Consider the following 9,057-nt stretch of genomic DNA (forward strand, 5'->3'; position numbering starts at 1 on the left):
TGCCGAACTCCTTTTCAGTTTGGCTATGTCTAGGGCTGAGCCGGTGCTACCAACACCGGCCAGTCCGCCTCTAATTCTACAGCAATTCGGACGTTTAGCCAACACTATTCGTCCTCCATTAGCGGCCCATCCGCATTGCGCGTCGCTCGCCAATCGGAAAAATACCGCTTCACAATTGCCTGCACGTTCGGGCTTGGCGTCTTGCCGGTTCGGATACACTTCTTGAAGTTAATATCGACGCCCTTTAGCGCTTTATCATCGCTCGGGATGCTGGCGGATACCCTTTTCCACCAGTGCGCGATATACTCCAGGTCGGGATCGTTGATATCGAGGAACACGCGAGGGAGAGCGTCAGGCTCCGGTTCTTCATTGCTCCACACTTCGACAAACCGTTTCTGCCAGCGCTCGTCCATGAGCCGCATCATGCGGTGTATGGCTTTCCCGAGGTGCTGGCGCTGGGTGTGCTTGTCCTGAGAGGAAAACGCAGTGTATACGTCATCAAAGATCACGTCGCGAATGTCAGCCATCACAGCTCCCCCACATACTGCTTGAACCGCGCCAGACGCTCGCCCTCCAGCGACTCACAGCACGCACGCAACATCGCGCCGATCTCGTGCTTATTCGCCCAGAAGGCCCATTCACGCGCTTGCGGAAGCAAGTCCTCTTGCGGCAGGGGATCGGGCCACCCATATGCTTTGAACACCGCCTGAACACGGCCCTCGGCGATATCGGCCGGGAAGGTGCGGAGAATAACCCCGAGGGCTGTATACCGCTCTTCGTCCGTAAGCCGCGTGAGAGCCACCCTGGAGGCTTCCGCGAGATTTTCCGGTGTGGGATTGCTGATTGCGTCCAGCAGCATTCTCAGCGCCCACGAACGCCTCTCTGCGGCTGTCGGGTATATCGGTGACTGTTCTGTCATACGCCCCCTCCACTCCATTCCTCTACCTGCGCGTTGTAGTCCCGCGCCGTGTCCTCTTGCATGATCGCCAGCGCTTCCTCGGCGCTGTGGATCACATCAACCTGCCCGTTCCACTCGACGTGCCAAAGGCTTTCCATATCGGTCAGCCGGCGTGCTGATGGCGGTTTGTTACCGTCCTTGATTTCAAAGAAAAAATTGCGCGATTTGTAGCCGCAGGCTATGTCAGGGCAGCCCATTCCGACGCGGTGCAGATAAAGAACCGTCACACCGCGAGCGCGAAGCTCGGCAACGATTTCGCCCTGGTTTGCGTCTGCTTTTGCGGCCCAACGTGGCATCTCACATCCCGCTATATTGCCGAATGAATATCGCCCGCGTATCGCCTTCCTCCACCTCGATAGCGTGAGGCATGGCAACGTAGCCCTCGGGCAGATCCACGACTTCCAGAGTGTCAGGGCAGCAGCCGCCCAATGCGTTCGGGCTGGTGATATGCCGCACCGTGACATCGCCAATGGGCATGGTGAAAACCATCACCTCGTCCGTGGGCGCCTCCTGCTGGTTATGCAGAATGATTGCGTCGTCCGTTGCCGTGACGCTCTGTGCGGCGGCTGGAAAAGCTATGAGGGATAGGAGGGCGGCGCGGATCATGATGCGGCCCTCAATCATTCCAAGGCCAAATGCGAAGGTGCATGAGGGCCCTGATTGCAAACTCGGCAATAACTATTCCAACCATTGCTCCGGCGATCATTTCAATAAACTCCATTGACTGCTCCCAAGATCAGAACGGTATCGAATCTGTGTCGATATCATTACTCGCCGGATGGCTTCCCGACTGCTGCCCGTTATTCTGTCCCTGCTGCTGGCCTTTCGGCTCGAAACAGGATACAATTACGTTGCTGCGGTTGTCGGGATTGGGCAGGCCGGCGGGGTTGAACCAGCGATCTAGCAGCAGAAATTGCTTGCCGTCATCGCCGCTCATTACGGCGCCGATATTCTGCCAGCGGGCTTTCTCATTGCCCTGGTTATCGCGGTAAGTGTCCGTCTTGACGGCGAGGTCATACAGTTTGCGAGCCATTACGCGGCCTCCAGTGTAGGGAAAGGGGCGGGAGCCGTAGCCCCCGCCAGTTACGCAGGCAGTTTGGGAGGAACGACCAGGGAGGTTGCCTGCGGGGAAAAGTGCGGAGGGGACAAAGTGCCCGCCTCCGCGACCCGGCGGGGGGATGTCGGGGTCATTGGGTTTCCTCTTTGGACTCGCGGAACTTCTCAGCCGTGAAAGCACCAGCCGCGTATTGATCCGCAATGAAGTCGGGGCACATGCCAGCCAGAGCGCACGCACGGCGATAGTCCTTGCCGCGCTGGGTGATCCAACGCTCCGCAATAGGCCGCTCTCTGCGCGCCTCTGCGCTATTCTCGCAGCCAACGGCGTCCTTGATCGCGCGGACGACAACGGCCTGCCACAGCTCCTGCATGCCGGCGCTCATTGGGGAGCCTCGTGCGGCTCGAAAGTCAGCGGGTTCTTGAAGTATCTCGTGCCCGAGCGCGCTTCCTCGGAGCGCTCGTCCGCCTTCAGAAGCTCTTTTTCCAAAGACGCCAAAGAGAACGGCCCGCTACGCCCACGAAGGCGCTCGCTGTTGAACGGTTCAAAATCGTCGGTAACGTCCACGGCTGGGGCGACGACTGAGAAAGCATCGCGGATTGCCTCCAGATCGCTGACCCACTCGCCATGCGTGACCCAAGGCAGCAGCCACGAAAGCACGTGACCCTCGAATGCCTTTGCGCGCCAGAAGCAGCCGCAATCCAGAACAATGCGCGGGTGCATTGTGTGCGGCGTCTGACCGGCCAGCTGTTGCAGCCGCTGCGGGACGCTGACTGTGTGCCCGACTTTATACATCGGCATGTCATCAGGCTGGAACGCGTAGAGGTATCCCGTCATTGCGCGCCCCCAGCCACAAAAAATGCGTCTGCATACTTGAAGGCGGAGCCGATTGTTTCCACTTCATCGGACAGGCAAGAAACGTCGTGCATCAGCTAGCCTCCTCAGAAGGGGCAGCATCGGACGAACGGATGGATGCATGTGCGAAGATATTGTCGGGGCATCTGTAGCCCCGATCCTGTGCCGCGTCTCGCAACGCCGGATACCAAGACCACGGAAGCCCGCCACGAGCCTTTGCGTTCGTGACAGCCTGCGGCGTCCTGCCAACAATGTCGGCGACAGATTTGGCGCCGCCCATATTCTGTATGAAGTCGTTCAGCCTGCTCATGGCCCTGCATAATACACACTATCTGTGCAACAGCAAGTCCAAGTTTTCGCGATGGGGGCTACAGCCTAACTGTGCGACAACGCCGGACATGAACGCACCGGCCAAACAGCCCCACCCCTTTGCAGACGTAGGCGCGCGGCTGCGGTGGCACCGCGAGGAAGTCGCGGGCCTGACTCAGCGCGAGTATGCAAAGCGCGCCGGGCTGAACCCGACGCAGTATGCTAACTGGGAAACTGGGTTATCTCACCCGTCGATGAACGGTGCGAAGGCGCTGCGGCGCACGTTCGGGTTGTCGATTGACTTCATCGTAGAGGGCAACCCCTCAGCATTGTCGGCCAGCTTGTATAGCGCCTGGATAGCGAGCCCCTCGCACAACTCCGACCAGTAATCTGTCGTCAGTCCAGTTGCGTTGGCGATGCGGCGAACCAGCTGCAAATCGTTCATAGTCTATCCCGTACTCATGTGCCTGTAGCCTTGTAAGGGTTACAGCACGCAACGTGCGCGGGAAAGGTCCGTTTTGGACCGCTTCCAAGCCCTGTCAATATGACGGCGCACAACACCTCGTGACAGCCCTGTGTCCCTGCTGATCCGGCGAATGCTGGTGAAGCCGTGCGCGCGTATGTGCATCTCGACAAGCGAGCTGTTCAGGTCGCCAGCCACCCGGCGGCACCCCACAAGTATGGTGTATACCTCGTTCGCGTTCAGCTTCTGCATGCGCCGAATCTGGTAAGCAATCTTGCAGATTCCATGGCACCAGAATCGGGCGCCTGTGCGGGCTGTACTAATAAACTGTAATACACCCCTTGTGTGCTAACTTTATCTGTAGTACGTTCCTCCTACACCAAACGCACAGGAGGACACCAAAGTGAGCAAGACCGCTGAATGGGGCACCGCCCGCAAAGTCCGGCATGATGCCGAGAAATACATCGAACTGATCGGCAAGACGACGGACAGAACCACCGCTGCATCGCGAGAGGGGTCACATGCCACCGCTGGCAAGCTGTCGAAGCTAGTCGTTTCGACGGAGATCAATTTCCAGCCTTACGACGGCGCCACAAATTACCACCGCGACAACGGCTTTGACGCCGCCTTGTCCGAGGTCGTTCGCAAGCACTGGAGCAACCTTTGCCGTGAGGCGCTTGACCTTCTGCGCGAGCGCGAGCGTGAAGCCGCAATTGCCGCAAAAGCAGAAGTTGCGGCTCAGCTTCGTGCAATCGAGGAAGCCGAATTCGAGCGGGGTGCAGCATAATGGACCCCCGCAGCATATCCGAGCGCATCCGTGACAGCCTGAACGCTGGCTTGCCGGATGACTACATGGCCGATTGCGCCGAGTTGTTTGTCGCCTACCAGATCCACCGTCACGCGCGTTCTGTGGCTGTGTCTCTGCCGGCTCCTATTGGGGGGCGGGAGTGATGGGAACCCGAGCACTCATCCACGTTCAGGAGCGGGGCGAAACGCTCGTTACCTGCTACGCTCAATACGATGGATACCCTGACGGCGTTGGCGCAGCTATTTACCGCAGCCTTGGCCGCCTAAAGCTAGTCAACGGCCTTCGCGGCGAGCCTGACGTCATGAACGGCGTCAAATGTGCGGCGGCGATTCTTATTCGAGACATGAAAGAGCGCCCCGGCGGGTTCTACATCTACCCGCCCAACGCTTCTGACGTGTGGGAAGAGTTCGTCTACACGATTGACGGCGACACCCATGAACCCGGCAACGGCCTTCACATGAAGGTTGTTGGTTACGGCGATACGCTTTTCGACGGCCCGCTTTCTGAGTTTACACCAGAGTCGTGCGACGAAGGCGGCGACGCATGACCGCCCTCGCCCCCATCTACAAGTACCAGGCCATGCTCTCGGCAATCCGGGCCGGCCGTGCTCCGCTGAACTCAGAGCGCCCGCTGTATATCAAGCACGCAGACAGCGAATGCAGCGCAGACGGTGTGTTTTCCGTCGAGGCGTGGGGCGATGCGTCTGTCACGGCGTATTTCGATCACGAGCGGGACGAGCAGCCAGTCGGCAATAACCCCGGCAACATGGCGTGGTTCAAGGTGCCTACGCTTGTTGCCGTGGAACTGGACGACGGCGAAAGCGCGCGGATGTTCATTCACCGAAGCGAGTTGGAAAGCATCGTGAGCCCCGAGGATATCGCGCGGCTTGAGGATGCACATAGCGAGGAGATCAACGGATGAGCCTGATTGATGACATTCGCAAAGACCGTGAGGCGGGAACGCCGGGCCCTTGGTCTGCCTTCACAGACGACAACAAGCCGCACACAAACATCGTATCCCCAACGCCAGTTACTCAGTGCGTATTTTCGCTAAATGGCCGACACAAGCGCGAAACCGATATTCGGCGTATCGCCCGCGTCCCCGACATGGAAGCCGCGCTGTTGGCTGCGGAGGGATTGGCCTCGTGCGTCGAGTCTTTGGACGACCCAAGGAACGAAGAAGAGGCCAACGAGATTTACGGCGCCATGCTGGCTGCGCTTCGCCGCTATCGCGAGGCCGCAGCATGACCCTTCCCGCCTCTCTCATAGCATATCTGGATCACCTGGATATCTGCACCACCAACACAGCGGATAAGCCGCGCCCGTTCAACGGAGATTTTTGATGACCTGCACCCACGGTATTCGCCTGAAAAATCCGTGTGCACTTTGCGATGCGCTTGATTGGACCGAGCGCATGCTCACCCGCGCGCTAGACAAGCCGGACTCCGATCTTCGCAAAGAGATCACCCGCGTTCGTGACCTGTCCACTATGCGCAAAACCCAGCGAGACAACGACCCTACGGAGTGCTTCTGATGACTTCGGTTTACACCAGCAACTTCATTGGCGACGATCTTGTCGCGTCTGTCACGGAAGCAAAAACGGGCCTCACGTTTGGCCCGAAGGACGACACCGTGCTTCACATCGCCGGGCTTCCCGAGCACGTCGTCAAGGCCACCGCGGAAGCATTCAATCGCGCAATGCGGGCAGAGAAAAAGCCGGACGGCAGCTTTGTCTATCATACGGACGCCGGCAACTTCCTGATTTCCGATAACGATTTCGCCCCAGGCTGGATGTGGCAGCACGAAGATGCCGAGCGCGTGCCTGACGGTCATGGCGGAATGGAGAACGCCGGACACTACGGTAACGCCCGCACTTTCGAGGAAGCAATGGCGGAAGTGGACGATTGCGTTGCGGAGATTCTGGACGACAGCAATTGGCGGATCGTCGGTGACGTTCTGCGCACCATGCAGGAGGACGTGGCATGACCGAACAGAAGCAACACACGAACATCTATAGCGCGCTTGCAGCGGCTCAGATGGAAATGGAGCCAGCCCGCAAGACAGCGGATAATCCGCATTTCAAGAGCAAATACGCTGATCTCTCTGCAGTTGTGGATGCTGTCCGGCCTGCTCTGAACAAGCACGGCATAGCCTTCTTCCACACGGCGCTGCAAAGCGAGTTCGGCCACACGATGCGGACCGTCCTGCACCACGGCGAAAGCGATACCAGCATCCACTGCGACGTGCCGCTTATCATCGGGCGCCAGGATATGCCTGGCTACAAGTCGGCCACCACCTACGCCAAGCGGATTGGCCTCGAAAGCGTGACTGGTGTTGCGCCGGAGGACGACGACGGCAACGCGGCTGCGGAAAGCACGCGCAGAGCACCGGCCGATGATCGGCAAATGTCATGGGCTGAAACCATCATCGCAGAGTTGCCCGAGACGGCGACCGAGCACGACAAGGCCGACGCCATCACGAAGGCGATCAACGCGCAGTGGAAGCGCAAGAAAACCGCCGGCGAGTTGTCCAACGAATGGGACCGCCGGGCAAAACTGATCGCCAATCTCAGGGACCGTTTCCCCGATATGCACGCCAGCATCGTGGACGGCTACGAGAACCGCATGAATGACCTGACAGCGGATGTGGCTGCGCAATGAATGACCGCACCGACCAGCAACGCGCAGCGGACGCCACGCAATACCTGATCGACAGCGCCTACAAGCTGGGCGCCGCCAAGGGCGAAATGATCCGCGCAGAGCATATGGTCGGTGTGGCCCGGCGGCAGGTGGTTTTGCACTCCGATGCCAAGACAATCGCGGAGAAAGAAGCGGAGGCTTACGCATCGCCGGAATACCGCGAGGCTGTTTCTGCATACGCGGAGGCTGCGACGGAATACGAAAAGCTGCGGGCGTCTCGTGACGCAGCGCAGGCGCAGATTTCTTACTGGCAAACCGTGAGCGCTAATCAGCGGGGCGCGGAGAAAGGCTATGGGAGCGCAGGATGACCCTAACTCGCCGGAAGCCACTGGCCCGCACAGGCCGCCTAAAGCCCGTCAGCGACAAGCGCCGGGCCTACTGGAATAGCCCGGAGGGGAAAGCCGGCCTGGAGCATATGCGGCGCGTGCGTGAGTTGCCGTGCGTGATCTGCCAGCGGTGGGGCTTTGTGCAGACATCGCCTAGTGAAGCCCACCACGCGATCCACGGACGCTACAGCGCCCGCAAAGCGCCGGACACTGCCACCCTGCCGCTGTGCTGTGAGCATCACCGAGAAAGCAACGACCCCGCCAAGATAGCCCTGCACGCCAACCCGTCGCGGTGGAAGCGGGAATACGGAATGGACACGGATTTCCTGCCGATTGTTGCTGATCTTTTGGCGGGACAGATGACGCCGATTAAGGAGGGCGAGTGATGAGCCAATACAGACACCCGATGCGAGATGCACCGCTGCACGTATGGGAGCGTATTGATACCAACGATGGCGGGCCGCACTTCTGCGCAAACTTTGCCCCGCAAGAAGATTACCCAATCGTTTTCACTGGCAAGACGGTTCAAGAGGTTGTGGACAAGGCCCTCACCTTTCAAGCCCACACCGTGGAAAAGAACGAAGCTGCGTATATCGCCAAGCGCGAGAATGCAGCAAAGGCACGCGCGGCCAGAAAGTCAAAGGCAAGCTCGTGAAACCGATGACCGAATGGACCTCCACCGAGATCGCAGAGCACATCCGAACCCCGGAGGCGCTGCCCGGACTGGAGCCGCAGGAGTATGAGTTCAGCAAGGAAGGGCGCGCGGGAGTGCCTGGGTCCGGGGTAATCAAGGCGCTCTTTGTCACCGTGCTTTTCTGGTGCGTTGTTGGGGCGACGCTGTTTGTCGTGGTGGTGCTGTGATGGGTAAGGCTTTGGAGCGGATCTGGTCAATCGCGTGCTTAACGATGGGAGTCGCGTTGGCGGCGATGATGCTAATTCTCCTGCTGAATACGCTGGTCGTCTTTGGGCGCATGTCTGAGATTATTTTGACCGCCATAGGCGTTTATTGATGGAGCGGGTGATGGGTGACGAGATGAAAGCGCCGGAGCGTATTTGGGCCGAAAGTGATTACGATCACGGCTGGTATTACCCGCGCGGCGAATGGTTTGCCGAATATGCGCGGATCAAAGACAATGATGCCGTCGAATACGTTCACGCTGACTTGTATGCGCAGGAGCGGCACGCAAAAGACTTCGTGAAGTCCGAGAACGAAATCTTGCGCCGCGAGCTTGCCGAAGCCGAGTCCCGCGAGCGCGCCGCCAGAGCAGATGCGTATGCGGAGGCGCTGAGGGATGCGGCGCAACACGCTGGGATGTGGGGATCGGAGGAATACGAAACTCACGGAATCAAAGACGGCTCAGCAGAAGATGAAACTTACGGGTTGGCGAGAATTGACGCTGTTCAAGCCATCCGCGCCCTCCCTACCCCCCCCCCCCCCCCCCACCCCCCCCCCCCCCCCCCCCGCCACGCGACACCCCCACACCGCCCCCGCCCACCCAACCGCGACAGGTCGCGAACGCGGGTCGAGCGGCCTGAGGACCAGCTGGCCGGCAAGCACGTGACACGTACGGACGCGCAGGCTCTAG

20 protein-coding genes and 1 pseudogene are annotated in these 9,057 nt (G+C 59.4%); 13 read left to right on the forward strand and 8 right to left on the reverse strand.

The annotated features are described in order from the left end of the window. Window positions 1–104 precede the first annotated feature (104 nt). From ROJ8625_RS20285 to ROJ8625_RS20315, 7 genes are all read right to left on the reverse strand, one after another. Complete coding sequence (locus ROJ8625_RS20285; protein ID WP_085793757.1) at window positions 105–527, reverse strand: hypothetical protein; 423 nt, start codon at window positions 525–527, stop codon at window positions 105–107. Beyond that, window positions 527–859: a hypothetical protein gene (locus ROJ8625_RS20290; protein WP_085793758.1), complete on the reverse strand. Its 333-nt coding sequence runs from the start codon at window positions 857–859 to the stop codon at window positions 527–529. The genes ROJ8625_RS20285 and ROJ8625_RS20290 overlap by 1 nt, the downstream gene beginning before the upstream one ends. Window positions 860–915: 56 nt before the next feature. Next, the gene (locus ROJ8625_RS20295; protein WP_200813352.1) at window positions 916–1,254 is read right to left on the reverse strand and encodes a hypothetical protein; all 339 of its coding nucleotides are present in this window, start codon (window positions 1,252–1,254) and stop codon (window positions 916–918) included. Between the two features lies 1 nt (window position 1,255). Beyond that, a complete protein-coding gene (locus ROJ8625_RS20300; RefSeq protein ID WP_143535226.1) occupies window positions 1,256–1,564 on the reverse strand; it encodes a hypothetical protein in 309 nt (102 codons plus the stop codon). A 130-nt stretch (window positions 1,565–1,694) separates the two neighbouring features. Further along, window positions 1,695–1,991 (reverse strand): hypothetical protein, encoded by a 297-nt coding sequence (locus ROJ8625_RS20305; RefSeq protein ID WP_085793760.1) that lies wholly within the window; start codon window positions 1,989–1,991, stop codon window positions 1,695–1,697. Window positions 1,992–2,145: 154 nt separating this feature from the next. Beyond that, window positions 2,146–2,385: a hypothetical protein gene (locus ROJ8625_RS20310; RefSeq protein ID WP_143535227.1), complete on the reverse strand. Its 240-nt coding sequence runs from the start codon at window positions 2,383–2,385 to the stop codon at window positions 2,146–2,148. A gap of 8 nt (window positions 2,386–2,393) precedes the next feature. Next, window positions 2,394–2,849, reverse strand: coding sequence for a GIY-YIG nuclease family protein (locus ROJ8625_RS20315; RefSeq protein ID WP_085793762.1), 456 nt, complete (start codon window positions 2,847–2,849; stop codon window positions 2,394–2,396). 416 nt (window positions 2,850–3,265) lie between these two features. Between ROJ8625_RS20315 and ROJ8625_RS21585 the strand changes: the two are divergent. Then, a pseudogene (locus tag ROJ8625_RS21585) lies at window positions 3,266–3,421 on the forward strand (helix-turn-helix domain-containing protein); the annotation flags it as partial. Here ROJ8625_RS21585 and ROJ8625_RS21405 read toward each other — a convergent pair. Continuing rightward, a complete protein-coding gene (locus ROJ8625_RS21405; RefSeq protein WP_234984331.1) occupies window positions 3,421–3,621 on the reverse strand; it encodes a hypothetical protein in 201 nt (66 codons plus the stop codon). The pseudogene ROJ8625_RS21585 and the gene ROJ8625_RS21405 overlap by 1 nt on opposite strands. Before the next feature lie 421 nt (window positions 3,622–4,042). Between ROJ8625_RS21405 and ROJ8625_RS20325 the strand changes: the two genes are divergently transcribed. The 12 genes from ROJ8625_RS20325 to ROJ8625_RS21410 form a co-directional block, all read left to right on the forward strand. Next, window positions 4,043–4,426: a hypothetical protein gene (locus ROJ8625_RS20325; protein WP_085793764.1), complete on the forward strand. Its 384-nt coding sequence runs from the start codon at window positions 4,043–4,045 to the stop codon at window positions 4,424–4,426. A 163-nt stretch (window positions 4,427–4,589) separates the two neighbouring features. After that, window positions 4,590–4,994 carry a hypothetical protein gene (locus tag ROJ8625_RS20330; protein ID WP_085793765.1) on the forward strand — a complete coding sequence of 135 codons (405 nt, stop codon included), beginning with the start codon at window positions 4,590–4,592 and terminating at the stop codon, window positions 4,992–4,994. Continuing rightward, window positions 4,991–5,368 carry a hypothetical protein gene (locus ROJ8625_RS20335; protein WP_085793766.1) on the forward strand — a complete coding sequence of 126 codons (378 nt, stop codon included), beginning with the start codon at window positions 4,991–4,993 and terminating at the stop codon, window positions 5,366–5,368. Before ROJ8625_RS20330 ends, ROJ8625_RS20335 begins: the two co-directional genes overlap by 4 nt. Further along, a complete protein-coding gene (locus ROJ8625_RS20835; RefSeq protein ID WP_143535228.1) occupies window positions 5,365–5,694 on the forward strand; it encodes a hypothetical protein in 330 nt (109 codons plus the stop codon). Before ROJ8625_RS20335 ends, ROJ8625_RS20835 begins: the two co-directional genes overlap by 4 nt. A 94-nt stretch (window positions 5,695–5,788) precedes the next feature. Further along, window positions 5,789–5,980 carry a hypothetical protein gene (locus tag ROJ8625_RS20840; protein WP_143535229.1) on the forward strand — a complete coding sequence of 64 codons (192 nt, stop codon included), beginning with the start codon at window positions 5,789–5,791 and terminating at the stop codon, window positions 5,978–5,980. Beyond that, window positions 5,980–6,432 (forward strand): hypothetical protein, encoded by a 453-nt coding sequence (locus ROJ8625_RS20340; RefSeq protein WP_143535230.1) that lies wholly within the window; start codon window positions 5,980–5,982, stop codon window positions 6,430–6,432. The genes ROJ8625_RS20840 and ROJ8625_RS20340 overlap by 1 nt, the downstream gene beginning before the upstream one ends. Further along, window positions 6,429–7,106: an ERF family protein gene (locus ROJ8625_RS20345; protein ID WP_085793768.1), complete on the forward strand. Its 678-nt coding sequence runs from the start codon at window positions 6,429–6,431 to the stop codon at window positions 7,104–7,106. The genes ROJ8625_RS20340 and ROJ8625_RS20345 overlap by 4 nt, the downstream gene beginning before the upstream one ends. Further along, window positions 7,103–7,453 carry a hypothetical protein gene (locus ROJ8625_RS20350; protein ID WP_085793769.1) on the forward strand — a complete coding sequence of 117 codons (351 nt, stop codon included), beginning with the start codon at window positions 7,103–7,105 and terminating at the stop codon, window positions 7,451–7,453. Before ROJ8625_RS20345 ends, ROJ8625_RS20350 begins: the two co-directional genes overlap by 4 nt. After that, on the forward strand, window positions 7,450–7,857 hold the full coding sequence (locus ROJ8625_RS20355; protein WP_085793770.1) for a Ref family recombination enhancement nuclease: 408 nt from the start codon (window positions 7,450–7,452) through the stop codon (window positions 7,855–7,857). The genes ROJ8625_RS20350 and ROJ8625_RS20355 overlap by 4 nt, the downstream gene beginning before the upstream one ends. Continuing rightward, entirely contained in the window at window positions 7,857–8,126 is a 270-nt protein-coding gene (locus ROJ8625_RS20845; protein ID WP_143535231.1) for a hypothetical protein, read from the forward strand. The genes ROJ8625_RS20355 and ROJ8625_RS20845 overlap by 1 nt, the downstream gene beginning before the upstream one ends. Further along, window positions 8,123–8,332, forward strand: a complete 210-nt coding sequence (locus ROJ8625_RS20360; RefSeq protein ID WP_234984332.1) for a hypothetical protein — start codon at window positions 8,123–8,125, stop codon at window positions 8,330–8,332. The genes ROJ8625_RS20845 and ROJ8625_RS20360 overlap by 4 nt, the downstream gene beginning before the upstream one ends. Window positions 8,333–8,492: 160 nt before the next feature. Further along, window positions 8,493–9,057 (forward strand): hypothetical protein (locus ROJ8625_RS21410; protein WP_234984333.1); only part of this gene is annotated, 565 nt, incomplete at its 3' end.

This window comes from Roseivivax jejudonensis (assembly GCF_900172265.1).
GTDB classification, from domain to species: Bacteria; Pseudomonadota; Alphaproteobacteria; order Rhodobacterales; family Rhodobacteraceae; genus Roseivivax; species Roseivivax jejudonensis.